This window comes from Peptoniphilus sp. oral taxon 836 str. F0141, from assembly GCF_000179335.1.
Classification (GTDB): Bacteria; Bacillota; Clostridia; order Tissierellales; family Peptoniphilaceae; genus Peptoniphilus_A; species Peptoniphilus_A lacrimalis.
On sequence record NZ_AEAA01000052.1, the window covers coordinates 1 to 26865 of the forward strand.

Genomic DNA, 26865 nt, shown 5'->3' on the forward strand with positions numbered 1-26865 from the left:
ATTTATTTGCAACTTCAATACCTACAACTGTCTTGCCAGGAATAGGAGCTTCAATTCTTATATCAGAAGAGCCCAATGCCATAGAGATATTATCTGATAAACTTACAATTCTAGATAATTTTATTCCAGGAGCTGGTTTTAGTTCATAACAAGTAATTACAGGCCCTTTATTAATAGAAGTAATTTGACAATCCATATTAAAGTTATCAAGAGTTTTTTCGATAATTTTACCATTTTTTATAATCTCCTGATTAGACATTGTATTGTTTGATTCATTTATATTAAGTAGAGAAATATCCGGATAAATATAAGTTTCATCAGGAAGTTCTTGGTCAATATTCTTAAATTCTTCTTTATCTTTTTCAGTTAATTCTTCAGAACTTGATTCTTGTATATTTGAATTGTTTTCTTGAGTATTATTAATATTTGTAGTTTTATATTCCTTAATTATAAAATCTTTATTTTCTTTTGTTTTATTATCTTCTAAAAGATTGTCTTTTTTGATTTTAAAATTATCTAAGATTTTTAGTTTTTTATCTTCTTTCTGACTTTTTTTGAGTTCTTTTTCTTCAACCTGATTTGATTTATCATTCTCTCTTTTTATTTTCTTTTCTGCTAGAATTTTTTTCCTATCTTCCAAATAATCTGATAAATCCTCATAAGCCATTATTATTTGGTCAATATTTGTCCTAAGCATAATATATAAGTTAACCAAAATTATAATACCAACAAAAATATAAGTTCCTAATGAACCCAATAATTTGTATGAAAAAAATCCTAATATAGCCCCTATAATTCCTCCACTTCTTGCAATAGACATATACTCAATAGATCTATTTATTCTATCAACAAGTGTTAAATCTAATTCCTTTGAAGCATCTAATAAAATTAATATTGAGAAATAAATAATTAAACTACAAATAATATATCTTTTAGTATATAGTTTTGTAGCAGTAATATTATAGAGAATTCCCCAAAATATTAGTAATAAGGGAAAAATATAATTTGCTGAGCCTAAAAGTACAGATAGAAATTTATATACGAGTCGTCCAATAATTCCCATTTTGTCTGAAAATATGGATATGAAAAAAATTATTCCTATAACCATTAGAAATAGACCGAATATTTCACTCTTAGGCTCACCGACAGTCTTAGTATTTGGTGCTTTTACTTTATTTTTTTTAAGAATTTTCTTCTTTTTATCCACTGTTACACCTCTTTAATATTATATCACAAGCTTAATAATTTAAGAACATTAAAGACCTGTATGACCAAAACCACCTTTACTTCTTTCGGTGTCACCTAATATTTCCACTTCTTCAATTTCTGGTCTTTCTATTTTCATAATTACCATTTGGGCAATTCTATCTCCATCATTTATTTCTATATCTTCTTTTCCTAGATTAACAAAAATAATTTTTAATTCTCCCCTGTAGTCTGAGTCAATTGTTCCAATACCATTAGGTAATGATAGACCTTTTTTTAATGCCAAACCGCTTCTTGCTCTAATTTGAGCTTCGTATCCTTGTGGCAATTCAATATAAATACCTGTAGGTACAAGGGTTCTTTCAAGAGATTTTAATATAATTTTTTCATCTAAATTTGCTCTTAAATCCATTCCACTTGAACCTTGTGTTTGGTACTGAGGTAGTGGATGTTTACTTTTATTTATAATTTTTATTTTCATAATCCTCCTGTAAAAAAATCGCATCATAAAATGCGATTAATATTTTAATATTTAAATTTCTTTTGTTTCATCTTCACTATATTGAGATTTTTCTTTTTGATGTTCAGTGAAGTGGTCGTTATTTTTTTCAGTTCTTTTCGGTTTAGGTAAGAGAACTTTTCTGGAAAGAGAAATTTTTCCGTTCTCATCATTTATTTCAATGACTTTTACTTTTACCTGATCACCTACATGTAATACATCTCCGACTTCTCTAGTTCTTTCATGAGCAATTTCTGAAATATGAAGCAGACCTTCTGTTCCTTTTTTAAGCTCAACAAAAGCACCAAATTTCATGATTTTTTTAACTTTGCCTAGATACTCATCACCAACTTCAACTTCCTTTATAATACTTTCTATTATAGAAATTGCTTCTTTGGCTTTTTCGGCATCTTCGGATAATACTGAAACTTTACCATCATCATCTATATCAATTTTAACGCCTGTTTGTTCAATAATTTTATTAATTGTTTTTCCGCCTGCTCCTATGACATCACCAATTTTATTTGGGTCAATCAATATAATATGAATAATTGGAGCGTATTTTGATAAGTGATCTCTTGGTTTATCAATAGTAGTTTTTAAATGGTCTAAAATTTCGAGTCTTGCTACTTTAGCTCTTTCAAGAGCAACCTCCAAAATTTCTTTTTTTATACCTTCAACTTTTATATCCATTTGAATTGCTGTTATACCTTCACTTGTACCAGCAACTTTAAAGTCCATATCACCAAAGTGATCTTCAAGTCCTTGAATATCTGTTAAAATTTTTGTTACTCCATGTTCTTCTATAAGACCCATTGCAATACCAGCAACAGGAGCTTTAATAGGCACGCCTGCATCCATGAGTGATAATGTTGACCCACAAACTGAAGCTTGTGAAGATGAACCATTTGAAGATAAAACTTCAGATACAACTCTTATTGTATAGGGAAATTCTTCTATTGATGGAATAACTGGTATAAGAGCTCTTTCAGCTAAGGCTCCGTGACCAATTTCACGTCTTCCTGGGCTTCTTGAAGGCTTAGTATCTCCTACAGAAAAACCTGGGAAATTGTAATGGTGAATATAATGTTTTGGTTTATCATCACCTAGACCATCTATAGTTTGCTCTTCAGATAATGCACCTAAAGCTGTTACTGATAAAACTTGAGTTTGTCCTCTAGTAAATAATCCGCTTCCATGTGCTCTTGGAAGTAATCCTACTTCTGAAGATAAATGTCTAATTTCTTCTAATTTTCTTCCATCAGGTCTTCTATCTTCTTCTATTATTCCCCTTCTAACTTCTGTTACTTCAATTTCTTCAATGGCTGCTTCCACATCTTTGGAATTTTCTTCCATTAAATCTTCAAAATGTTGTCTGATTTCATCTTTTGCTTGGTCAGTCAATTTTTCTCTTAAAACTTTGTCTTTTTGACGAATTGCATTTACAAGTATATCAGTACCAAAATCTTTTACCTTATCAACAATTTCTTGGTCAGGTTTAAATAGGATATACTTGGATTTTTCTTTTCCTATTTCACTTACTATACTGTCGATAAAATGACATATTTCTTTGATTGCTTCGTGGCCAGTTAAAATTGCATTTAGCATTTGTTCTTCTGAAACAATATTTGCTCCTGCTTCAACCATCATTATTGCAGAACTTGTTCCAGAAAGCATCAGATTTATATCAGTTTTTTCTCTTTGTTCTTGATTGGGGTTTATTACATATTCTCCATCAACAAGTCCTACTTGAACTGAACCTGTAGGACCGTCAAAAGGAATATCAGATAAACATAATGCTATTGATGAACCAATCATTGCAGGAATATCCGGTATATGGTCTTGGTCAACACTTAATACAGTGGCTACAATTTGAACATCATTTCTATATCCTTCTGGAAAAAGAGGTCTTAATGGACGATCAATAAGTCTGGCTGTTAAAGTTGCTTTTTCACTCGGTCTTCCTTCTCTTTTAATAAATCCTCCTGGAATTTTACCAACTGCATACATTTTTTCTTCATAATCAACACTTAGAGGAAAGAAATCTATCCCTTCTCTAGGTTCTTTCGAAGAAGTAGCAGTAACGAGGACAACAGTATCACCATATTGTACTAGACATTCGCCGTTAGCTTGTTCAGCTACTTTACCAACAGTAACTTTTAATTCAGTGCCAGCCAGCTCCATGGTATATATTTTCTCCATAACTCCTCCTCTAAAAATAAAGAGCGGATACCCCGCTCTTTTTATCCTCTAATATTTAGTCTTTCTATTAACTTACGATATCTTTCAATATCTTTTTCTTTAAGATATCTTAAAAGATTTCTTCTTTTACCAACCATTTTCAAAAGTCCTCTTCTTGAATGGTGGTCTTTCTTATGATATCTTAAATGTTCATTAAGGTCGTTTATTCTTTTTGTAAGAATAGCAATTTGTACTTCTGGAGAACCAGTATCTCCTTCATGAGCTTTGTACTCATTAATAATTTCGATTTTTTCTTCTTTGTTTAACATATTTCCTCCTATAATTAATTAACCTTAGCCTAGTAAATCGCCGAGGAACGATTAACCACGAAAAGGTAAATAACTTATTTATATATAATATCAAAAGTGTTAGTAAATGTAAAGATTTATCTTTCTCGAACTTTCTTAACATCTAAGTTAATTTGCTTAAATAACTCATCAATATTTTTAAATACTAATTCAGGTCTGATGAAATCAAGAAAAATTAATTCAACAGTTTTTCCATAGATATTATCATTAAAATTTAAAATGTGAGCTTCTATCTTTATTCCATCATCCTCAACAGTTGGATTAGTTCCAACACTTGTAGCAGCTTTATACTTTTTACCATCAACAATAATATCTGTATCATATACTCCATATCTAGGAATTATATAATTGTCGCAGAGTTCTAAATTAGCTGTTGGATAACCCATTTTTTGACCCAAACCTTTATTATGGATAACTTTTCCCATAACAGTAAAATTACTATCTAATAGGAAGTTTGCTTCTTTGATTTTTCCCTCAGAAATTAATTTTCTTATCAGTGATGATGATATGGCTTGTCCTTGCCAAGTTTGTTCTTCTATTATATCTAGCCAATTAAAAAGATATGAGTGTTCTTTTAAATAATTAACATCACCTGCTTTTTTATATGCAAATGTGTAGTCATACCCAACGACAAGACCCTTAACTTTTAATTTTTCCTGTAAGAAGTCTTTCAGAAATTCCATAGGTGACATAGACATAAATTCTTTGCTAAAATCAATAAGATAGACTATATCTATTCCTAAGTCTGAAAAAATCTTAAACTTACTTGTGTTTGTTGTTAGGATCTTTTTTTTATTTTCAGAATACATATTGGAACTATGTGATTTAAAACCTAATACAGCAGATTTCAATTTCTTTTCTTTAGCTATTTTGACAGTGCTTTCCAATAATTTTCTATGACCTTTGTGCACCCCATCAAAGTTTCCCAAGGCAATTATAGAATTTTTTTCAGCTACATAATTTAAATCAATATCAATAACTATCATTTCTCACCTGATAAGCTTTTTAAATAAAGCCATATAATTTCTTCCATTATCAACTTCCATCCTACCTAATCCTATAAATTCATCTCTACAATAAAGTCTGAAAATTTTGTCTTCAAAATCCTTTTCTGTCTGAAATTTTATACCATTTAATAGTTTATCATAAAAATCACTTGGATATGAAAATTTTTCAAAATTTAAAAGGGCTTTTTCCATTGGAATTATCCTACTATGGAGTTCTTCTAGGTCTATTGATTCAATATCATCTATATTTAAACACTCATTTAAATTAAAATTAGAAATGCTATTTCTTTGTAGTTCTAGTAAAGTTCCGTAGGTATTTAACTTTCTACCTATATCAAAAGCCAAGGTTCTAATATATGTTCCGCTTGAAACATCACAATTAATAACAAATTCATCCTTGCCATTAAAATCTAAAAGCCCAATTGAGTAAATTTTCACAAGTCTTTCTTTCCTTTTAACTTCAACGCCTTTTCTAGCATATTCATATAGTTTTTTACCATTTACTTTTATTGCACTATACATAGGTGGTATCTGTTTTACTTCACCAACAAATGATTTCAAAACTTCAATCAATTTATCTTTATCTACTGTAAAATCTTGATTTTCTAATATATTTCCAGTTATATCATAGGAATCGGTTAGAAGACCAAGTTTTACTTTGGCTAAATAAGTTTTTCTATTTTTCATTATATAATCTGAAAGTTTAGTAGCCTTACCTATTAAAATAATAAGTAAGCCTGTTGCCATCGGGTCAAGTGTACCACAATGACCAACTTTTTTAATATTTAATTTTTTCTAACAATAGATATAACATCATGGGAAGTTATACCCTTTTTTTATTAATTAATAAAATTCCATCCATATCAAATTTCATTAGAGCTTAAATCAATTATTCTATTTATAGCATCACAAAGATTTGGATAATCTTTTTTATATAAAGTTGCTCCTGCTGCACGAATATGACCGCCACCACCAAAAACTTTAGCTATTTTTGTGCAATCTACATAGGTTTTTGACCTTGTAGATAATTTGTAGTAGTCTTTTTTTTCGTTTATAAAAATAGAAAGCTCAATACCATCTATATCCCTTACAAATTCTACTATACCATCAGAATCTGACTTTCTAGCCCCAGTTTCAAAAATATCTTTTTCATTAATACTTACAAGTCCAATTTTGTTATTCTCATAATATCTTATATTATTCAATGCTCTAATAAGAAGTTCCGTTTTTTCTTTTGAGCGACGTTGGTATAAATTTACAGTAATTTTGTTTATATCTATACCAATTTTTAAAAGTTCTATTGCTACTTCAAAAGTTAATGGTCTTATAGAATCATACTTAAAAGAACCTGTATCTGTTGAAATTCCAGTATATAAACAAGTTGCCATATCCTTATCAATACTAAAATTCATTTGTTTTAAAATTAAATATAAAAATTCACAAACAGCAGGAGCATTTCTATCAACTAAATTTAGATCAGCGAATTCAACATTAGTTTCATGATGGTCAATATTTACAGTAAAATCAGCTTTTTTAAAAATTGATTCAGCACGACCTATTCTTTCTATATCACCACAATCAGTAACTATCATTAAATCAATTTTTTTATCTTCTAAAGTATCTGAATCAACAAGATGTTCAACACCAGGTAAAAATTTTTCTGCGGTTGGTACTTGGTCATTTTCAATTACGTAAACTTCCTTATTTAAGTTTTTAAAAAGTTTATACAGGCATAGCTTTGAACCCAAATTATCTCCATCTGGGTTCATATGACTAGCTATGGCAATTGTATTAGCCTTATTTATCTTTTCTTCTAGAATTTTAATATATTCATTAAAATTTTTTACCATGATTAACCTCATTGATAAGTTTATCCATTTTTAATCCTTTTTCAATGGAATCATCATTAATAAAAATTAGTTCAGGCATGACTCTCAATTTAACTTCTCTGGCTAATTCTTTTTTTATAAAACCTTTGGCACTTTCTAAACCTTGTAAAGCCTTTTGCTTTTTAATATCATCAGCAAATATTGAAACATATACTTTTGCAAAAGATAAATCTCTTGTAACTTCTACATGAGATATGCTTGTTAAAGTAGGTATTCTTGGGTCTTTTATTTTATTTTGTACAATATCCATAAGGCATCTTTTTACTTCTTCGGATATTTTATTTATTCTTTTATTATCCATGTTAATCCTTTTTAACTTCTTTAAGAATGAAAGATTCTAATAAATCTCCTTCTTTAATATCATTAAATCCATCAATCATTAAGCCACCTTCATAGCTTGTTGGTAATTCCTTAACATCATCCTTGAATCTCTTAAGTGATGAAATATCTCCTTCGTGAATTACAACATCATCTCTTAAAACCTTAACTTTTGAATTCCTTAGTATTTTTCCACTCAATACATAAACACCAGCTACAATATTATTTGTTGGAAGTTTGAATATTTGTCTAATTTCACACCTACCCATTATTTCTTCTACAATAGTTGGTTCAAGCATACCTTTAACTGCTTTTTCGATATCGTTAAGAATATCATATATTACCCTATATGTCCTGATTTCGACTTCTTCATTCTTTGCTAAATCTATTGCATTTATATTAGGTCTTACATTAAATCCTAACACAATTGCATTAGAAGCAGATGCCAAAGTAACATCAGATTCATTTATTCCGCCAACACCTGAGTGAACTATTGAAATCTTAACTTCATCATTTGAAAGCTTAAGTAAAGATTGTATCAACGCTTCTACAGAACCTTTTACATCTGCTTTTACAACAAGGTTAAGTTCTTTCATTTCATCTTCTTTTATTTTTGCAAATAAATTTTCAAGACTGATTTTATTTGTATTACTTAATCTTTCGTCTCTCGCAAGCTCAGCATTTTTTTCTGATATAGTTTTTGCTGTCTTATCATCCTTTACTGCATAAATTAAATCGCCAGCGTTTGGAACATCACTGAGTCCTAAAATAACAGCAGGCATAGAAGGACCAGCTTTTTTTATTTTTCTATGTTTGTCATCAACCATTGCTCTAATTCTACCATAGCAAACGCCTGAAACAACATAATCGCCAGATCTTAAAGTTCCATTTTTTACTAAAACAGTTGCCATTGGACCTTTTGATTTATCAAGATTAGCTTCAATGATATTACCCACTGCAAGCCTATTAGGATTAGCCTTTAATTCTTGCATTTCTGCAACAAGTAAAATCATTTCCAAAAGCTCATCAATTCCCTCTTTGGTTTTTGATGAAACAGCAACCATAATTGTTGAGCCACCCCATTCTTCAGAAACTAAGTTATAGTTCATGAGTTCTTGCTTTACCCTTTCTGGATTTGCATCAGGTTTATCCACTTTTGTGATGGCTACAATTATAGGAACATCTGCTGACTTTGCATGAGATATAGCCTCTACAGTTTGAGGCATTACACCATCATCTGCAGCAACAACAAGAACTGCAATATCAGTAGTTTGAGCTCCTCTTAGTCTCATGGAAGTGAAAGCTTCGTGACCTGGAGTATCAAGGAAGGTGATTTTTTTACCTTTCAAATTTACTGTATAAGCACCTATATGTTGGGTTATTCCGCCTGCTTCTTGAGCAGTAACATGTGATTTTCTAATTACATCAAGTAAGGATGTCTTACCATGGTCAACGTGACCCATTACAGTAACAACCGGAGCTCTAAGTTTTAAGTCTCTTTCTTTATCTTCTTTTAACAGACCAAATTTTTCTTCTATCGTGATTTCAGATTCATCGTCTTTATCAATTTCTATTTGAACATTTAATTCATCAGCAAGAAGAATACAGGTATCCTCATCTATTGATTGATTTTGATTAGCCATTACCCCTAAGCCAATTAATTTTGTCATTACTGCACTTATTCCTTGATTAGTTTTTTCTGCAAAATCTTTTACAGTTAAAGGAACTTTGATTTTAATAGGTCCTTCTTCACTATGATCATGAGATTTATCTTTATTTTTTTGCTTCTTCTTTGGCTTTTTTTTGTCTTAAGTCTTTAGGTTTGTATTCTTTTTTTTCTTCTTGCTCGTTGGCATTATTTTTTTTATTTTTATGAAGATTTTTTTGATTTATATTTCTTTTGTGTTTTAAAATATCTTCATCATCAGTAGTGTCGTTACTTATCTTATGTTTTTTATTAAAATTATTACTTTTTGATGTGTGATCAATTTTTTCTTTATGAGAATCCTTTTTCATATTTTGATTCTTATGAGATTTCTTGTCTATATTTTTACTTTCCTTTACTTTGCTATCGTCTTTTTTAGTGCCCTTTGAATAGAGTTTTCTAACTTTTTCTTCATCTTTTTCGTCAATAGTAGACATGTGATTTTTTGCTTCGATATTAAGTTCTTTTAATTTTATTAAAAGTTCTTTACTTGTAATCCCAATTTCTTTTGCCAGCGCGTGTACTCTTATATTTGACAAATAGAACACCTCCTTAAAAGATGATATTTATTATATTGACTCTTTTAGCTTTTCATAAGTTTCTTTGTCAATCTCTGTAGAAAATGCTCTGTTTAAAGCTTTAGATTTAATAGCTTTATCCAGACAGTCTTTGCTTCTACATAAATATGCACCTCTACCATTTGCCTTTCCTGTCAAATCTATAAAGATTTGGTTTTCTTTATTTCTTACAACTCTAATTAATTCTTTTTTTGGTTTTTGTTCTCTACAACCTATACAAGTACGCATAGGTATTTTTCTTGTTTTTACCATAATTCTCCATTTAAAAATTAATTAATAATTTATTTTCCTTTCTTAGTCTATATCATTTGATTCAATATCATTTTCAAAATCTTCAGTTATTTCATTATTTATATTATTATCAGAAACTTCTTCAATATTTTCATTAGACTTTAAAGTATCTTCATTTTTTTCAACCTCTAAATCTTCACTGTTTTCTTCATTTGAGTTATCATAAGAATCAAGTGAATCTGATTCAGATAGGTCACTTTCTTTTTTTTCAGAAAATCTCTTTTCCAATTCTTCTTCGGTTATGTTTTCTTCTTCTAAATACTCTTCATATTGACTCATAGATTTAATATCTATTTTCCATCCTGTTAGCTTAGCAGCAAGTCTTACATTTTGTCCCTCTTTACCTATTGCTAAAGAAAGCTGATAATCTGGGACAATCGCTAAAGCAGATTTGTCATCTTCATTAATAAAAACTTTTTCAACTTTTGATGGACTTAAAGAATTTGCGATGAATTCTTGTGGATCTTTTTGATAAATAACAATATCAATTTTTTCGTTACTTAATTCATCTACTATTGCATTTACTCTTTGTCCCTTATAACCAACGCAGGCTCCTAATGGATCAACTTCTGGATCTAGAGAAAAAACAGCTATTTTAGTTCTAGAACCAGCTTCACGAGAAATTGAATAAATTTCAACAATACCCTCATTTATTTCAGGCACTTCAAGTTCAAACAATCTTTTGATTAAATCAGGATGGGATCTAGATAAGATAACCTGAGGCCCCTTTGAAGACTTTTTCACTTCCAAAAGAAGCATCTTATACCTATCACCATGCTTATAACTTTCGCCTTTAATTTGTTCATTAGGAAGTAAAATTCCTTCTGTTTTGCCTAAATCTACATATACATTACCATGATTTGACCTTTGAACAAGACCGGTTAATAATTCTCTTTCCTTTTTTGTAAAATCTTCAAATATCACATCACGTTCTGCATCTTTAATTCTTTGAATAACAACTTGTTTTGCTGTTTGTGCAGCGATTCTTCCAAAATTTTTTGGGTGAATTTCCTTAGTATAATTATCTCCAAGCTTAAAATTAATATCAATTTTTTTTGCATCTTCAAGGCTGATTTCAATTTCTGGGTTTTCTACTTCTTCCACTATATTTTTGTAGGCAAAAAGTTTTATTTCCCCAGTTTCTCTATCCATTTTTACAATTACATTTTGTGAAGTTCCGTAATTTTTTTTATAGGAAGAAACCAAAGCTTGTTCTAAGGCATCAAAAATTATGTCTTTAGATATTCCTTTTTCTTTTTCTATTTCATTTAATGCTTCTATAAACTCTTGATTCATCTTCTCCTCCGTTAAAATTTTATAACTTGTTTCATTGACGAAATATTTTTTATAGGAATTTCAATATTGTCATTTTCAACACAAATAATAACATTATGCTCATTATAATCTTTTAAAATTCCAACGTACTCTTTTTTTCCATTGTAAGGTCCGTAAAGCTTTACCTCAACCTCATTTTCTAAATTTCTTCTATAATCATCTTTAGTTTTAATTGGTCTATCAAGCCCAGGCGAAGAAATTTCAAGGTAATAAGGTCTTGTTAATATTTCTAAATTATCCAAATTTTTCTCTATATTGTGACTCATTTTAGTACAGTCATCAAGGTCAATTCCTTCTTTTTTAAAAATAAAAATAGAAAGCAAATCATGTTTATTGCCTTTTTGATATTCAATATCTACAATTTCGTATCCTAATTCTTCAGCAGAAACTTGTGCTATTTTAAAAATTTGATTTTTAAATGATTTTTTATCCATAGGCACCTCCAAGTAAAAAACAAAGAGTGGGAACCCCACTCTCTAACTTACTTTCTTACATACTTTATTTAATTATATCACAAATAGCTACAAATGCAAGTTAAAACATATTAAACATTGATATTTGGTTGGTATCATCCATATCTTTTATTACATTATTTATTTCAAAAATATTGAGTAATGATTTACCAACTTTAGCTCTTTTTAATAAGTCTTCTTTAGACAAAAATTGCCCATCATTTCTTGCTTCTATAATATTTTTAGCAGCTTGTTCCCCTACTCCAGTTAGGGCTCTTAGCGGCATACGGATTTTTTTATCTTCAATTGTAAATTCCTGAGCTTTTGACTTATAAATATCTACTGGTAAAAATTCAAGTCCTCTTGAATACATTTCTAATGCAACTTCATATATAGGCATTTGAGTTTGCTCCTTTGAACTTGGGGTTTCTTTATTATTAATAAAGTCAATTTGAGCCTTTATAGCTTCTGGTCCATTAATAATTACCTCTCCTACAAAGTCTGAAAGTTTTATAGTGAAGTAGGTGGCATAAAACGCTAATGGATAATTCAATTTACAATATGCTATTCTAAAAGATAACATAACATATGCTACAGCGTGAGCCTTTGGGAACATATATTTAATTTTCAAACAAGAATCTATATACCAAGGAGGTAATTTTAGATTATTCATTATTTTTATTTGTTCGTCAGTTAGTCCTTTACCCTTTCTAACTTTTTCCATTGTATCAAAAGCCATTTTATTCTCTGCACCTGCAGCTATTAAATAAAGCATTATATCTTCCCTTGTACAAATAACTTCTGATAAACTTGCCTGACCTGAAGAAACAAGATCTGCTGCATTTCCTAACCATACATCAGTTCCATGGGATAAACCTGATATTCTTACAAGTTCTGCAAAGTTTTTTGGCTTAGTGTCTATAAGCATTTGTCTTACAAAGCCAGTACCAAATTCTGGAATACCTAATGTTCCCGTACTAACATCAAAGATATTTTTATCGAGATTTAATTTTTCACCACTTGAAAATAAAGATAGGGTATCTTTATCATCAAGCGGTATTTTTGATGTATCTATTCCTATAAAATCTTCAAGCATTTTTATTATAGTAGGTCCATCATGACCGAGTATATCAAGCTTAAGTATCTTTCCATGAATGAAGTTATAGTCAAAGTGAGTTGTTATAACCCCTGAGGATTTATCATCAGCCGGATATTGTATAGGAGTAAAGTCAAAAATATCTTTTGATTTTGGACAAATCATAACGCCTCCTGGATGTTGTCCGCTTGTTCTTTTAACTCCTGTAGCTTCTATGGTTAATCTATCTACTTCTGTTTGAGATATATCTTCTTGATTTTCAAAAAATTTCTTGACATATCCGTAAGCAGTCTTGTATGCAACTTTACCAATTGTTCCTGCTCTAAAAACATAGCCCTTTCCAAAAAGTTCCTCTGTGTATTTATGAGCATTTGGTTGATATTCTCCAGCAAAATTCAGATCTATATCAGGTTCTTTATCACCATAAAAACCAAGAAAAACTTCAAAAGGAATATTATGACCATTTTTATTTAATTTATGACCACACTTAGGACAATTTTTATCTGCTAAGTCTACCCCTGAACCAATTGTAGGATCTTCCATAAATTCACTATATTTACATTGTGGACATATATAGTGAGCCGGTAATGGATTAACTTCAGTTATATCAGCCATATGTGCAGCAAAAGAAGAACCAACTGAACCTCTTGAGCCAACTAAATAACCATCATCATTAGATTTTTTAACAAGTTTTTGGGCGATTATATATAAAACTGCATATCCGTTTGAAATTATTGAGTCAAGTTCTTTTTTTAATCTAGCTTCAACTATTTGAGGCAAAGGATCCCCATATATTTCATGCGCCTTTTTGTAAGTAATATTTTTTAGAGTTTCTTCCGAGCCTTCAATTACTGGTGGATATTTACCATCAGGTATTGGTTTTACATTGTCAATGGAATCATTTATTAAGTTTGTATTTGTAACAACCACTTCCATCGCTTTATCTGCACCCAAATATGAAAATTCTTCAAGCATAAGATCTGTAGATTTAAAATATAACTTTTGCTTGATTTTTGCATTGTAATCAGGAACTCCAACTTTTCCATTTAAAATGATTCTTCTAACCAAATCATCTTTTTCATCTAAATAAAAGCAATTGGAAGTTGCTATAACTGGAATACCTAAATTTTCACCAACTTTGCAAATTTTTTTGTTAATTTCAATAATATCTTCTCTTGTAAGCTTATTACGTAATAAAGATGGAATAAAATTATCAATAGGTTGAATTTCTAAATAATCATAGAAACTAGCAATTTTTTCTACTTCATCTATTTCTAAATTTCTAAAAAATGCATTAAATATCTCGCCGCTTTCATCACCAGAACCTATCAGAAGACCTTTTCTATATTTATTAATCAGACTTCTAGGGACCTTTGCAACCCTGTTGAAGTAATTCATATGACTATCTGAAACTAATTTATATAAATTTTTTAACCCTTCTTCATTTTTTGTAAGTATTGAAAGAGAAGATTCAAATAAGATTTCTGGTTCAATCTGAGACTTTAAAGAATTTAATTTATTAAAATCTATATGCTTAGGATCAAAAATTTTATTTATAAGCTTTATAAATAGGTGTGCTGTTGCTTCAGCATCATTAACAGCTCTATGGGCTCCCACCAAAGATACACCAAATTTTTTACACAATGTAGCTAAGTTAAATTTTTTAGTATCTTTAACTGTTGCTCTTGCAAAGCTTAAGGTATCTAAGATTGGATTAATAAAATCTAAATCATTTTCTTTAAATACTCTTCTTATAAAAGCAGTATCAAATTTTGCGTTATGTGCAACAAGAACGCTATCTTTAATGAAATCATAAAATTTTGGGGCGACTTCTTCTATAGTTGGTTCATTTTCAACTAGAGCATTTGTTATTCTGGTAAGTTCTTGCACTTTTTCCGGAATTAGCATTTGGGGATTGATCAATTGTGAAAATCTTTCTGTAATTATACCATCAACTATTTTTACAGCACCAATTTCAGTAATTTTATCTCTTATGGGAGATAGACCTGTTGTTTCTATATCAAATACCACATAAGTATTGTAGGATTTATTTTCATTATAATTTATAACAATATCTTCTTCATCATCAACAAAATTTGCATCAAGACCATAGATTACTTTAATATCAAAGTCTTTACTTGCATCCATGGCTTCAGGGAAACCTTGTACATCACTCACATCGGTGATTGCTATTGCTTTGTGACCAAAACTTTTAGCACGTTTTGCAAAATCCGAAAAACTTGTGACTCCATTCATTTGGCTCATTTTAGTGTGAACCCTGAGTTCGACTCTTTTTTCTTGTGCGGTATCTTTAGGCATTTCTTTTTCTGTTTTTTCCATGTATCTTATCATAAGGGTATCACATTTTGAAAAGTTATCATAAGATAATTGACCACCAATTAAGACATGATCACCATTGTTAAATTCATTTTGAAATTTTTCTATTTCTTTATCTTTTAAGAAAGCCTTACATAATAAAGAATATGAATAATCTGTAACAGAAAAACTAGCTAGTATGCAATTTTTCAATTCCCTATATTCAATTTTAAATATATCTGCTTCAAAGGTCATATTAGGATTATTAATTGACATATCTATAAGTTTTGTATAATCACCAAGTTTAAATCTGCCGGATTTATAAATATATTTATTATCATCACTTTTTATATTATCAATTTTTTTACTTTGTTCAGTTGGTTTAAGTTCAGTTAACTTACAGATATTTTTTTCTTCTTCTTCAAATTTATTTATAAATAATTCTTTGTCTGGTTCTTTATTGATATTCTTAACAAAATTGATTTTATAGTCATCAAATAAAATTAGTTTATCTTGTAAAATTTTTGATAGTCCATTAGAAATCAATGAGTGATAAACTTCCTCACTTGGACACAAAATATCTACTTGTAAATGGTCTTTATCAATCTTTATACTCATATCATTTAACCAGCTAGAAGAAGAAGGATTGTAATTTGTAATTTCCTTAGTTATTAAGTCATATTCATCTATGTAAGGATTAGAAATTTTATTACATGACAAATGAATGGTAGATGAATCGAAATATTCCCTCAACGCTTGTTCAATTTGATTATTCAGATAACTTTCTAAATCTTCATTTGAGTCAATTTCAATAAAAATTTCTTTGCTGGATTTTTTATATTTTACACTTTTTATTTTTGCTGATAAATTTTCATCATACTTTACATTTAATTTGTCTAAAATTATTTTTAAATCCAAAATCTCACCTCAAAAAAACAAAAAAATAAAGCTATTTATATAATTATAACAAAAAATAGCCTTATTTTTTAGAGAATTAATCTTTCATTTTATCAATTTCCATAAATAATTGGTTTAAAAGCTCATCTTCAGGACATTTTTTTATTATTTTCCCTTTTTTAAAAATTAAACCACTTTTATTTCCGCAAGCAATTCCTATATCAGCTTCTCTTGCTTCACCAGGTCCATTAACAGCACATCCCATCATAGCAACTTTTAAATTCATATCTAAAGAATCAAGTCTTTTTTGAGCTTTATTCACAATATCTATTAAATTAACTTTTGTTCTTGCACAAGTTGGACAAGAAATTAAATCTATTCCTTCATTCCTAAGTCCGAGAGATTTTAAAATTTCTTTACCAACTTTAACTTCATAGATAGGATCAGCAGTCAATGATACTCTTATAGTATCGCCAATGCCCTCTGCTAAAAGGCTTCCTATTCCTATAGAAGATTTTATAATACCAATTGGTGGAGGGCCTGCTTCTGTAATCCCAAGATGTATAGGGTAATCAGAAATTTCTGAAAATTTTCTGTAAGAGTCCAATGATAAATTTACATTTGATGCCTTTAAAGAAACTTTAATATCAGTAAAGTTTAATGATTCCAAAGTTTCAATTTCATCTAAAGCACTATAAACTATAGAATTTTCATTTACACCTTTGTATTTATCCAAAAATTCTTGTTTAATTGAACCTGAATTTACTCCTATTCTTATGGAAATTCCCTTATCTTTACAAGCTTCAACTACTTCTCTTACTTTCCATTTAGCTCCAATATTTCCAGGATTAATTCTCATTCCATCAATATTGTTTTCGCATGCTGCTAAGGCAAGTTTATAGTCATATTGAATATCTGAAATAGTAGGAATATTGATCCTTTCTTTAATAGGTCCAATAGCTTTGGCATCATCTAAATCATTTACTGCAAAACGAATTATATCGCAACCTGCATCCTCTAATTTTTTAATTTGTTTAACTGTACTATCTATATCTTTTGTTATTGTATTTGTCATAGATTGAACAGATATGGGTGCATCCCCACCTATATAAACATTGCCCACTTTTACCTGTCTTGTTTTTTTTCTATTTATTGTCATTTAAATAGCCTTCCTAAATCATTAAAAATTGTAACATAAATCATCAATGTTAATAAAATCCCATAGCCTATCATCGTTAATTTCATTTCAAGTTTTTCGCTTATTGCCTTACCTCTAATTGATTCAATAATTAATAAAAAAAACTTTCCACCATCTAGCCCAGGTATTGGAATTAAGTTCATAACACCTAAATTTGCAGAAATGATTGCAAGAATTTGAACTAAATACAGAAATCCTTTTGAAGTTTCTTGACCTATAATTGAAATTACCCCAATAGGTCCAGAAATCATATCAGATGTGAATTTTCCATCCCTAATTAAAGAAAATACAGAAAAAATTGCTTTTACAACTTCACCTGTTTGTTTAAAAGCTAAAGAAAAAGAGCCAAGGAAGGATCTTTGTCTAGTGGAAGAAAAGCCAATTATATATCTATTTTCTTCTTTAGAAAATTTTGGCATAATTTTTTTATTTATACTTTCATTATTTCGTAAAATATTAAGATTTAATTCTTTACCATTGTTTTTTGAAATTTCTTCGACTATATCATTCAAATTGTCAGTTCTGACATAATTTACTCCAACAATTTTATCTCCCTTAGTTAAGCCTGCTGCATCAGCAGGAGAGTCCTTAATTACAGTGTCTATAATATTTGAACCAAAGCCAATAAAATAAAAGAGTATGAAAAAACAAAAAATGGCAAGAATAAAATTCATTGTTACACCAGCTAGGACCACTGCCATTCTTTTAAATACAGAAACATTATTAAATGATCTAGGGTCAAAAGATTCTTCATCCTCGCCTTCCATTGCAACAAATCCTCCTATAGGTAAAGCTCTTAGAGAATACTTTGTTTCTCCCTTTGTTTTTTGAAATATTTTTGGACCCATTCCGACAGAAAATTCGTTAACCTTAATTCCTACTAATTTTGCAACTGAAAAGTGACCAAATTCATGTAATAATACAACTAAAAGGAAAACAATAATTGAACCTATAAGTGCTGACATAAAACCTCCTTAAGATATAAAATAGTATAAGAAATATACGAAAGGACAAACAAATATTAATGAGTCAAATCTGTCTAAAAATCCTCCGTGCCCTGGTAATATTTGAGAAAAATCTTTAATACCTGTTTCTCTTTTAATTTTTGAAGCAAATAAATCTCCAAATTGTCCAGAGATAGATGCTAATAAAATTATAATAAGAACTGAAATATCAATATCAAAATTAATATAATGAGTCTTCACAAAATAAAAATAAAACCCTGTAACTATTACAGAAAATATACTTCCTCCTATTGCTCCCTCTACTGATTTATGAGGGCTTATTCTTTCAATTAGTTTATGTTTTCCAAATTTCGACCCAATAATATAAGCGAAAGTATCAGTTGAAAATGCAATTATAAAAGCAGAAATTAAAAAAGAAATTTCATTAACATAAGCTAAGAGATTAATAAAAAATACTCCGTAAAAATAAGAAAAAATGGTATATACCATATCCCTTGTTGAATATTTAATTAATATAATAGAGAAAAATCCGTTTATAAGAAAAGTTATAATCAAAGGAAATATAATATTATAATTAAAATAAGAAAATAAAAAAGTTATCAAGGATGATAAATATAAAATTGGAAGACTAATTCTTATTTCTAATTTATAAAAAGCGTTATAAAGCTCTCTTATAATCTCTAAAGTTACAATAAAAACAGCTACTTTAACGGCTTTTATTCCAAGTAATAAAACTCCAATAAGGATAATTACTCCTACTATTGCTGTTATTAGTCTTTTTGTTAAATCTTTCATCAAAGTCCACCATACCTTCTATCCCTATTTTGATAAGAGTAAATCGCTTTATAAAGTTCCTCTTTTGTAAAATCGGGCCATAAAATATTTGAAAAATAAAATTCAGCATAAGCCAACTGCCAAAGCATAAAGTTGGAAACCCTTAATTCACCGCTGGGTCTAATTAATAAGTCAAGACTATCTTGTCCTTTACTATAAAGATGAGAATCAAAAATCTCTTTATTTATATCCTCAGTAGTAATTTTACCATCCAAAACATCTTTTGAAATATTTTTGCAAGCTCTTAAAATCTCATCTTGCCCTCCGTAGTTTAGGCAAATATTAAGGTTCATTTTATCATTAGTTTTAGTTTTTTCGACGGCCACAAGAATTTCATTTTTTACAGATTCAGGTAAAGGTTCAATATCACCAAAAACATTAATCCTAACATTATTTTTATTAATTTTAGCTAATTGAGTCCTGATATAATATTTAATAAGTTCCATCAATTTTGATATTTCATCTCTTGGCCTTTTCCAATTTTCCGTGGAAAAAGCGTATAGACTCAAAGATTTAACACCAAGCTCATAGGACGCTTCAACTATATCAATTACTCTATCACTTCCAGCCTTATGACCGAAAGATCGTGGTAAATTTTTTGATTTTGCCCATCTGCCATTACCATCCATAATAATTCCTATATGTTTGGGAATATTATCTAAATTAATCACATCATAAAAACTCATAATACCTCTTCGAATAAAATAAAAAAGGGCTGACTAAACAGCCCCTTATTTATTAAATTTCCATTAATTCGATTTCTTTTGCCTTAGTTATTTTATCAATTTCTTCAATATATTTATCAGTTAATTTTTGTATTTCTTCTTCATTACTCTTTCTATCATCTTCAGTTATCTCTTTAGATTTTTCAGCCTTTTTGATTTCATCCATTGCATCTCTTCTAATATTTCTGATAGCAATTTTAGCAGCTTCTGAATTTTTTCCTACAACTTTTGTAAGGTCTTTTCTTCTTTCCTCAGTAAGTTGTGGAATAATTAATCTGATAACTTTTCCATCGTTAGAAGGAGTTATACCTAAATCTGATTTTAAAATAGATTTTTCAATTTCAGGAATTAATTTTGGGTCCCAAGGTGAAATCATAAGCATTCTCGGTTCAGGAGCTGATAGACCGGCTACTTGATTTATGGGGCTTTGTTGTCCGTAATAATCAACTGTAATTTTATCAAGAAGTGATGTATTAGCACGACCAGCCCTTATACTTTGAAAATCTTCTTTTAAAGAACTTATGGTCTTTTTCATCTTTTCTTCGCTGGATTTTTTCAAATCGTTAATCATAATTTCCTCCTAAGAAACAACTGTACCTAAAAATTTACCACAAACAACATCATACATTGAATCTTCCTTATCAATACCAAAGACTATCAAAGGAATTTTGTTATCCATACATAAAGAGGTTGCAGTTGCATCCATTATTTTTAAATTTTTATTTAGAATTTCTTGATAACTTAGGCTATCATATTTCTTCGCATCTTTGTTGAATTTAGGGTCAGAATCATATATGCCGTCTACTCCTTTTTTTGCAAGAAGTATTACATCGGCATCTATTTCAGCCGCTCTTAGGGCTGCAGCAGTATCCGTTGAAAAGAATGGATTTCCGACTCCAGCAGAAAATATTACCACTCTACCTTTTTCCAAATGTCTAATGGCACGTCTTCTAATATATGGTTCTGCAACAGCTTTCATTTCAATTGCAGTTTGACATCTTGTGTTTACATCTAATTTTTCCAAAGCATCTTGCAATGCTAAAGCGTTCATAATAGTTCCAAGCATTCCCATATAATCGGAAGTGGCTCTGTCTATAGTTTGTGCATCTCGACCACGCCAGAAGTTTCCACCACCTACAACAATACCTGTTTCTACTCCTAAATCATGAATTTTCTTGACCTGATTAGCTATCTTATTAATAACATCTAAATCTATTCCGACGCCTTGCTTTCCAGCCATGGCTTCGCCTGATAATTTTAAAACTATTCTATTATACTGAGGCAAGATACCACCTAGTTTTGACCCATTTGTTTTGCTACTTCTTCAGCAAAATCTTCATTTTTCTTTTCTAATCCTTCTCCAACTTCAAATCTAACAAATCTTCTAATTTTAATGTTTTCTCCTATTTTAGCTATAAGGTCATTTAAAATATCTTTTACTTTTTTGTCTGAATCTTTGATAAACTTTTGATCTAAAAGAACAATTTCTTCATAGAATTTTTCAAGTCTACCTTCAACCATCTTTTCAATAATTTTTTCAGGTTTTCCTTCTTGACGAGCTTGTTCAGTAAGAACTTCCTTTTCATGTGCAAGTTCTTCTTCAGGAACTTCCTCACGGCTGATATATTTAGGGTTTACAGCAGCTACTTGCATAGCCATATCTCTAACGAATCTCTTAAATTCATCATTTTTAGCTACGAAATCTGTTTCTGAATTTACTTCAATTAACACGCCAATTCTTCCACCATGAATGTATGAATCCACTAAACCTTCAGATGTAATTCTTGAAGATTTTTTAGCAACTGAAGAAAGTCCTTTTTCTCTCAAATAATCAAATGCTTTATCCATATTACCATCAGTTTCCGCTAAGGCTTTCTTACAATCCATCATTCCAGCACCAGTTTTTTCTCTAAGTTCTTTAATTAAAGAGGCACTTATTTTCATATTATTCACTCCTTTATACTTTAAAAAAGGAAGTTCCAAAATATGCTTTAGAACTTCCTAAATATTATTCTTCTTCTTGTTTTTCAGCTGATTCTTCTTCAGCTTGTGGCACATCTGTATCTAAAGCTTCTTCTATATTAACTTCTTCACTAGGAACATTTTCTTCTGTGTCCAAATTTTCTTCGTCATCTTCTACAACATTTTGAGTGCCTTGTTTTCCTTCTAACACTGCATTTGCAATAGTTTCAGTTATTAGCTTAACAGCTCTTATTGCATCATCATTACCTGGTATTGGGAAATCAAGTTCATCTGGATCACAATTTGTATCAACGATACCAATTACAGGGATGCCTAGAATATGAGCTTCTTTTACAGCTATTTTTTCTTTCTTAGGATCAACTATATAAAGAGCATCTGGCATTTTATCCATATCTTTAATTCCACCTAAGAATTTTTCAAGTCTTTCTCTTTCATGGATAAGTTGAATAACTTCTTTCTTTGGAAGAACATCAAAAGTACCATCATCTTCCATTTCAATTAATTTGAAGAGTCTATCAATTCTTTTTCTGATAGTTTTATAGTTTGTTAATAAGCCTCCTAACCATCTTTGGTTGATAAAAGGCATTTCACACTTTTTAGCTTCTTTTTCAATAGCATCTTGTGCTTGTTTTTTTGTACCTACAAACAAAATTTTGCCACCATTTGCAGAAATTTCTCTTGCAAAATCATAAGCTTCTTCGATTTTCTTAACTGTTTTTTGTAAATCTATAATATAGATTCCATTTCTTTCTGTGAAGATGAATTTGCTCATCTTTGGGTTCCATCTTCTAGTTTGATGACCGAAGTGAACCCCAGCTTCTAATAAACTTTTCATTGATATAACTGACATTTTTACCTCCGTTTAATCCTCCATTCTCATCTTGTGGCAAAAGGACATAATGCAACTCTTCAACCATCAGAGAATGTGTGTTATTATTATCGTTTAAAAGTATATCATAAGTAGTGAAATTTAGCAATTATATATTTTATGAAAAAATTTTTAATATTTTTAGTATTAGTAAAATTTTCATATTAATTTCAATTGATAATTTAATTACAATAGATAGTTGATTGTATCAAAATAGTCCCAAACTTTATATATTTGCATTACTAAATTTGAATTTCAACTAAAAAAGCATGGCTTTTAACCATGCTAATATTTCTCATTAAAATATCTTAATTTGCTTCTTCAATTTTAATAACTTCCTTACCATCATAGTATCCACATTCTGGACAAATTCTATGAGGCAATTTCATTTCGTGACAGTTAGGACATTCAACAAAAGTAGCTTTGTTTAAAACATAAGAAGATGCTCTTCTCTTATTTTTTCTTTGTTTTGAAGTTTTTCTCTTTGGTACAGCCATTATCACACCTCCTCATTTTTAAATAAATCCTTGAGTTTTGCAAAACGAGGGTCTATACTTTGCTCTGTTATTTTTTTTGAACATTCACAAGTATTTTCATTAATATTTGTCCCACATATAGGACACAGTCCCTTACAATCTTCTTTGCACAAAACTTTATAGGGTTTTGACATAATAACTAGTGAAATAATAATTTCATCTAAATTAATTGCTTGTTCTTGTATTTGGAAATAATCTTCAACACTATCTTCATCATAAAGACTTTTGTCTTTATAATAATATCCCTTATAAGGAGTTTGAATTTCAGCAACTATTTCCTTTAAACACCTATCACAATGTGTCTTAAATTTATAAGTAATTTGTAAATTTAATTCATATCCTGATATAAGATTTATTATTTTTCCCTTGTAATAAATCGGAAAGATTAAATTTAAATCATCGACTTCAAAAGAAGAATCGGTTGACTCTAAATTTCCGCTAAAGGAATATTCGTCAAGCTCTTCCGATAGAAAGTTAGATAAATCTAATAGCATATTTCTCACCTCAAAATTACATGCAAGTTATTATATAAAATATAATTTAAATTGTCAAGTTCTAATAGCAGTTTTACTAATTATTTTACTAATTTTAAAGTATCCCTTGCAATCATTAATTCTTCATTAGTAGGAATAACAAGTACCTTAACTTTTGAATCATCCGCAGAAATTACAGTATCTTTTCCTCTGACGTTATTTTTTTGTGTATCTATTTTAATTCCTAAAATTTCAAGACCTTTACAAATTGATTCTCTCATTTCAGGAGAATTTTCACCAAGACCTGCTGTAAATACAATACCATCAACATGGTCAAGTTCTGTAAAATATGCACCTATATATTTTCTTACTCTGTGAGCATAAGCTCTAAGTGCAAGGTCTGCTCTTTTATTTCCTTTTTCTTGAGCTTCTTCAATATCCCTAAAATCTGAAGATACACCAGAAATACCATATACTCCTGAGTTCTTATTTAAAACATTATTCATTTCGTCAGAATTTAGATTTTCCTTTTGCATTATATAAGGTAGAATTGCTGGATCTAAATCTCCACTTCTAGTTCCCATAATTAATCCTTCAAGTGGAGTAAATCCCATTGAAGTATCTATACTTTTTCCGCCTTTAATAGCTGTAAGGCTTGCTCCATTTCCTAAATGGCATGTTATTAAATTAACTTTATCAAAGTCAATATCTAACATTTCTGCAGCTCTATGTGCAACGTAGGCATGACTTGTTCCGTGGAATCCATAACGTCTAACCTTATATTTTTCATAGTATTCATAAGGAAGAGCATAAATATAGGATTCATCTGGCATAGTTTGATGGTATGCTGTATCAAAAACTACTACTTGTTTAATCTTAGGCAATAACTTTTGACATGCTCTTATACCCATTATATTCGGTGGGTTATGAAGTGGTGCTATTTCAACATTTTCTTCAATAGCTTTCATAACATCTTCGTCGATAATAACTGATTTAGAGAAACTTTCTCCTCCATGGACAACTCTATGACCAACTGCAGCAATTTCATCTAAAGATTTTATTGCACCATATTCTGCATCAATTAAAGAGTCCATAACTAATTTTAACGCTTTTTTGTGATCCTCTATTGGACACTCAGTAACTTTTTTTTCTTTGCCTATAGTTTCATGCTTAATTCTTGCACCTTCAATACCGATTCTTTCAACAAGACCTTTTGCCATTATTGATTCATCAGTCATATCAATTAGCTGATACTTTAAAGATGAAGAACCGCAATTAATAACTAATATCTTCATGCTTCCTCCTAATTTTAATTTTATAAAAAATTATTGTATAATTAACATAATTATATTATATCATTTGAAATCTTAAGTCAATAATTGGAGGTAAAAATGCAAATAGCAGGCTTAATTTGTGAATATAACCCTTTTCATTGGGGCCATCTTTTTCAAATAAATGAGATAAAAAAAACTTTCTCTCCATATATTGTTGCAATTATGTCATCAAATTTTACACAAAGAGGAGAACCCTCTGTTATTTCAAAATTTTCTAGGGCTAGACTCGCTGTTGATATGGGTGTAAGTCTTGTACTAGAACTGCCTACAATTTATTCATCTTCAAGTGCTAAAAATTTTTCATTAGGTGGTATATCAATATTAAAGTCCTTGTGTATTATTGATAAACTATATTTTGGCTGTGAAAATGACTATAGGTTATTGGAAGAAATAAATAATAAAATTATAAATAATTTCGATAAATCAAAATTAGAATCAAATATTAAGAAGGGTTATTCATATTTGAAGGCTATGGAAATGTCCTTTGATTTTTTGAATGAAGAAGAAAAAAATGTTTTAAATAAACCTAATAATAAATTAGCTATAGAATATATAAGGGCAATTGAAAAATTGGGAGCAGATTTTTCTTTTTGCGGTATATTGAGAAAAGAAACAAGTCATAATGATTTATCTTATTCTGGTAAATTTTCTTCATCTTCTTATATTAGAAAACTTTTATATGATAAAAAAGATATTTCAACATTTATACCATATAATGCAAATAATTTTAAAAACTTACATTTTTTAGATGATTTATATGATTTATTTAAATTTAAGATTTTAACTTATAGGATAGATTATGATTCTTATATGGACTATGAAGAGGGTCTTGAAAATAGAATTTTAAATAATTTGAACGCTTGTAATGTTTACGATTTTATTAATAGGGTGAATTCTAAGAGATATACATCTTCTAGGATAAAAAGACTTATGATAGAAATATTGCTAGATATAAAAAGGGATATAGTAAAAAATGCACTAAATGTAGATTATATTAGAGTTTTAGCTATGGATGACAAAGGAAGAGAAATTTTAAATTTAATTAAAAATGAGAAAATAATAAAATTTAAAGAAAATTACGATAAATCTAGTGGAGTTTTAGAAGAGCTTATGAATATTGAATGTAAAGCTACCAATATTTATAATTTAAAAAATTCAATTATGAATGAGGATTTTACAAAAAGTCCTTATGTCAAAAAAATTTAAGAGGATAAATTATCCTCTTAATTCTTGTCTATTTTCGTTTAATTTTTTTATAATTTCTGCCAAGTTAGATTGGGTATTTTCCAATAAACTATCTGCATAATCTCTAACTCTTTCTCTAATTTCATTAGATTCTTTATTAGCTTGAGTTAAAATTTGTTCTGCCTTATCTTTAGCTTGTATTACCAATTCATTTTCATCAATGACTTTTTCTGCATGTGAGCGTGCTGCTGATAAAATTTTATCCGCTTCGTCATGTGCTCCATTTATAATATTATCTTTGTCTTGATAAATCTTTTGTGCTTGAGATATTTCTCCAGGCATCTGTGCCTTTATGTCATTTAATATTTCCATAAATTCTTGCCTATCTACCATAACTTTTCCTGTTAGTGGTATTTGACTTGCAGTTTCTACAAGATCTTCTAATTCATCAACTAAATTTGTTAAAGTCATAATTTACCTCCTAAGTAATTTATCTTTCATCGCTTTTCCAACAATATCCGGTACGAATAAAGTTAAATCTCCATCAAATGTTGCAACTTCTTTTGCAAGAGATGAACTTACAAATAATTTTTCATTTGACCCTAATAAAAATACTGTCTCTACCC

25 protein-coding genes and 2 pseudogenes are annotated in these 26865 nt (G+C 29.4%); 1 reads left to right on the top strand and 26 read right to left on the bottom strand.

Translation table 11 applies throughout. The features are described from left to right. The 24 genes and pseudogenes from HMPREF9131_RS02245 to HMPREF9131_RS02365 all read right to left on the bottom strand — a co-directional run. The coding region (locus tag HMPREF9131_RS02245; RefSeq protein WP_009345158.1) for a DNA translocase FtsK 4TM domain-containing protein at positions 1 to 1207 on the bottom strand (1207 nt) is incomplete at its 3' end. Between the two features lie 48 nt (positions 1208 to 1255). Beyond that, the gene (dut, locus tag HMPREF9131_RS02250) at positions 1256 to 1687 is read right to left on the bottom strand and encodes a dUTP diphosphatase (RefSeq protein ID WP_009345155.1); all 432 of its coding nucleotides are present in this window, start codon (positions 1685 to 1687) and stop codon (positions 1256 to 1258) included. 51 nt (positions 1688 to 1738) lie between these two features. Beyond that, positions 1739 to 3907 carry a polyribonucleotide nucleotidyltransferase gene (locus HMPREF9131_RS02255; RefSeq protein ID WP_009345159.1) on the bottom strand — a complete coding sequence of 723 codons (2169 nt, stop codon included), beginning with the start codon at positions 3905 to 3907 and terminating at the stop codon, positions 1739 to 1741. A gap of 41 nt (positions 3908 to 3948) precedes the next feature. After that, on the bottom strand, positions 3949 to 4215 hold the full coding sequence (rpsO, locus tag HMPREF9131_RS02260; protein WP_009345146.1) for a 30S ribosomal protein S15: 267 nt from the start codon (positions 4213 to 4215) through the stop codon (positions 3949 to 3951). A 116-nt stretch (positions 4216 to 4331) separates the two neighbouring features. Further along, on the bottom strand, positions 4332 to 5240 hold the full coding sequence (locus HMPREF9131_RS02265; protein WP_009345143.1) for a bifunctional riboflavin kinase/FAD synthetase: 909 nt from the start codon (positions 5238 to 5240) through the stop codon (positions 4332 to 4334). Positions 5241 to 5243: 3 nt separating this feature from the next. Then, positions 5244 to 6008 carry a tRNA pseudouridine(55) synthase TruB gene (gene truB / locus HMPREF9131_RS02270; protein ID WP_009345160.1) on the bottom strand — a complete coding sequence of 255 codons (765 nt, stop codon included), beginning with the start codon at positions 6006 to 6008 and terminating at the stop codon, positions 5244 to 5246. A gap of 116 nt (positions 6009 to 6124) precedes the next feature. Continuing rightward, a complete protein-coding gene (locus HMPREF9131_RS02275) occupies positions 6125 to 7111 on the bottom strand; it encodes a bifunctional oligoribonuclease/PAP phosphatase NrnA (RefSeq protein WP_009345153.1) in 987 nt (328 codons plus the stop codon). Continuing rightward, positions 7095 to 7451 (bottom strand): 30S ribosome-binding factor RbfA, encoded by a 357-nt coding sequence (gene rbfA / locus HMPREF9131_RS02280; protein WP_004823940.1) that lies wholly within the window; start codon positions 7449 to 7451, stop codon positions 7095 to 7097. Before rbfA ends, HMPREF9131_RS02275 begins: the two co-directional genes overlap by 17 nt. Before the next feature lies 1 nt (position 7452). Then, a pseudogene (gene infB, locus HMPREF9131_RS02285) lies at positions 7453 to 9712 on the bottom strand (translation initiation factor IF-2). A 30-nt stretch (positions 9713 to 9742) separates the two neighbouring features. After that, a complete protein-coding gene (gene rnpM, locus HMPREF9131_RS02295; protein ID WP_004824158.1) occupies positions 9743 to 10003 on the bottom strand; it encodes an RNase P modulator RnpM in 261 nt (86 codons plus the stop codon). A 42-nt stretch (positions 10004 to 10045) separates the two neighbouring features. Next, positions 10046 to 11338: a transcription termination factor NusA gene (nusA, locus tag HMPREF9131_RS02300; protein ID WP_004824082.1), complete on the bottom strand. Its 1293-nt coding sequence runs from the start codon at positions 11336 to 11338 to the stop codon at positions 10046 to 10048. 11 nt (positions 11339 to 11349) lie between these two features. Continuing rightward, positions 11350 to 11811 (bottom strand): ribosome maturation factor RimP, encoded by a 462-nt coding sequence (gene rimP / locus HMPREF9131_RS02305; RefSeq protein WP_009345150.1) that lies wholly within the window; start codon positions 11809 to 11811, stop codon positions 11350 to 11352. A 100-nt stretch (positions 11812 to 11911) separates the two neighbouring features. Beyond that, a complete protein-coding gene (locus tag HMPREF9131_RS02310; RefSeq protein ID WP_009345152.1) occupies positions 11912 to 16159 on the bottom strand; it encodes a PolC-type DNA polymerase III in 4248 nt (1415 codons plus the stop codon). A 76-nt stretch (positions 16160 to 16235) separates the two neighbouring features. Continuing rightward, a complete protein-coding gene (gene ispG, locus HMPREF9131_RS02315) occupies positions 16236 to 17297 on the bottom strand; it encodes a flavodoxin-dependent (E)-4-hydroxy-3-methylbut-2-enyl-diphosphate synthase (protein ID WP_009345149.1) in 1062 nt (353 codons plus the stop codon). Next, complete coding sequence (gene rseP, locus HMPREF9131_RS02320) at positions 17294 to 18301, bottom strand: RIP metalloprotease RseP (RefSeq protein WP_009345157.1); 1008 nt, start codon at positions 18299 to 18301, stop codon at positions 17294 to 17296. The genes ispG and rseP overlap by 4 nt, the downstream gene beginning before the upstream one ends. Positions 18302 to 18310: 9 nt before the next feature. Beyond that, a complete protein-coding gene (locus HMPREF9131_RS02325) occupies positions 18311 to 19096 on the bottom strand; it encodes a phosphatidate cytidylyltransferase (protein ID WP_004824007.1) in 786 nt (261 codons plus the stop codon). Next, positions 19096 to 19821: an isoprenyl transferase gene (locus HMPREF9131_RS02330; RefSeq protein ID WP_009345145.1), complete on the bottom strand. Its 726-nt coding sequence runs from the start codon at positions 19819 to 19821 to the stop codon at positions 19096 to 19098. Before HMPREF9131_RS02330 ends, HMPREF9131_RS02325 begins: the two co-directional genes overlap by 1 nt. Before the next feature lie 52 nt (positions 19822 to 19873). Next, complete coding sequence (gene frr / locus HMPREF9131_RS02335) at positions 19874 to 20431, bottom strand: ribosome recycling factor (RefSeq protein WP_004824008.1); 558 nt, start codon at positions 20429 to 20431, stop codon at positions 19874 to 19876. Between the two features lie 9 nt (positions 20432 to 20440). Continuing rightward, positions 20441 to 21145, bottom strand: coding sequence for a UMP kinase (gene pyrH / locus HMPREF9131_RS02340; protein ID WP_004824129.1), 705 nt, complete (start codon positions 21143 to 21145; stop codon positions 20441 to 20443). Positions 21146 to 21153: 8 nt separating this feature from the next. Further along, on the bottom strand, positions 21154 to 21804 hold the full coding sequence (tsf, locus tag HMPREF9131_RS02345) for a translation elongation factor Ts (protein ID WP_009345148.1): 651 nt from the start codon (positions 21802 to 21804) through the stop codon (positions 21154 to 21156). 64 nt (positions 21805 to 21868) lie between these two features. Continuing rightward, entirely contained in the window at positions 21869 to 22693 is an 825-nt protein-coding gene (gene rpsB, locus HMPREF9131_RS02350; RefSeq protein ID WP_009345156.1) for a 30S ribosomal protein S2, read from the bottom strand. Positions 22694 to 23019: 326 nt separating this feature from the next. Beyond that, a complete protein-coding gene (gene rpmF, locus HMPREF9131_RS02355; protein ID WP_004823954.1) occupies positions 23020 to 23208 on the bottom strand; it encodes a 50S ribosomal protein L32 in 189 nt (62 codons plus the stop codon). A gap of 2 nt (positions 23209 to 23210) precedes the next feature. After that, positions 23211 to 23741 carry a DUF177 domain-containing protein gene (locus tag HMPREF9131_RS02360; RefSeq protein WP_009345161.1) on the bottom strand — a complete coding sequence of 177 codons (531 nt, stop codon included), beginning with the start codon at positions 23739 to 23741 and terminating at the stop codon, positions 23211 to 23213. 80 nt (positions 23742 to 23821) lie between these two features. Continuing rightward, the gene (locus HMPREF9131_RS02365) at positions 23822 to 25015 is read right to left on the bottom strand and encodes an acetate/propionate family kinase (RefSeq protein ID WP_004824138.1); all 1194 of its coding nucleotides are present in this window, start codon (positions 25013 to 25015) and stop codon (positions 23822 to 23824) included. A gap of 96 nt (positions 25016 to 25111) precedes the next feature. Here HMPREF9131_RS02365 and HMPREF9131_RS02370 point away from each other — a divergent pair, with 96 nt between their 5' ends. Next, the gene (locus tag HMPREF9131_RS02370) at positions 25112 to 26260 is read left to right on the top strand and encodes a nucleotidyltransferase family protein (RefSeq protein WP_009345147.1); all 1149 of its coding nucleotides are present in this window, start codon (positions 25112 to 25114) and stop codon (positions 26258 to 26260) included. Positions 26261 to 26269: 9 nt separating this feature from the next. Here the strand turns inward: HMPREF9131_RS02370 and HMPREF9131_RS02375 are convergent, their stop codons facing one another. After that, positions 26270 to 26710 (bottom strand): hypothetical protein, encoded by a 441-nt coding sequence (locus HMPREF9131_RS02375; protein ID WP_004824062.1) that lies wholly within the window; start codon positions 26708 to 26710, stop codon positions 26270 to 26272. A gap of 3 nt (positions 26711 to 26713) precedes the next feature. Next, a pseudogene (gene coaD, locus HMPREF9131_RS08925) lies at positions 26714 to 26865 on the bottom strand (pantetheine-phosphate adenylyltransferase); the annotation flags it as partial.